At 34.7% G+C, this 712-nt stretch carries 1 protein-coding gene; it reads left to right on the top strand.

All coding sequences use genetic code 11. The annotated features are described in order from the left end of the window. Positions 1-29: 29 nt before the first annotated feature. The coding region (locus ACXAHM_RS26315) for an IS3 family transposase (protein ID WP_474967063.1) at positions 30-712 on the top strand (683 nt) is incomplete at its 3' end.

The following is a 712-nucleotide window of genomic DNA, read 5'->3' as shown; positions in this document are numbered from 1 at the left end:
CGTGATATTTTAAAAAAGGCCATAGGCATATTCTCCAAGAGCGACAGTTAACCTATAAGTTCATTAAAGATCATAGTCAGGAGTTTTCTGTTGAGAGTATGTGTGAGGTACTAAAAATAAGTAGTTCCGCCTATTATAGCTGGCTTCAAGGAAAAGTATCGAAACGAAAAATCGCTTTCGAGAGAGATACAAGACATGTTTTAAAGGAATACCATCTTTCAAAAAAGAGGTATGGAAGCTATAAGATTACTTCTTCATTAAAAGAGAAAGGTATCCAAACTTCTCGAAATCGTGTCGCAAGAATAATGAAGAAAGAAAACATAAAAAGCTGTATTTGTAAAAGTTACAAACCTCAAACTACACAATCCAACCATGGAAAGAAGGTAGCTCCTAATATACTGAATCGTAATTTTAAAACAGATGCACCTTCAAAAGCATGGGTCTCTGATCTTACTTATATTCCAACAGATCAAGGATGGTTATACTTAACAACCATCTTAGACCTTTTTGACCATTCTATTGTAGGATGGTCAATGTCTGAGGATATGACAGCTGAAAACACAGTTTTAAAGGCTTGGAAAATGGCTAAAATAAATCGTAAACCTAAGAAGGGTATGATCTTCCATTCTGATCAAGGGGTCCAATATATCACAGAGAATTTTCAGAAAGATTTAAGAAAGAATCATGTAATCCAAAGTATGAGCCGAAAAGG

It is taken from the genome of Flammeovirga sp. AWQ4_249 (assembly GCF_056161045.1).
The sequence above is the reverse complement of the archived record's forward strand: the minus strand, read 5'-3'. Positions and strand labels throughout refer to the sequence as shown.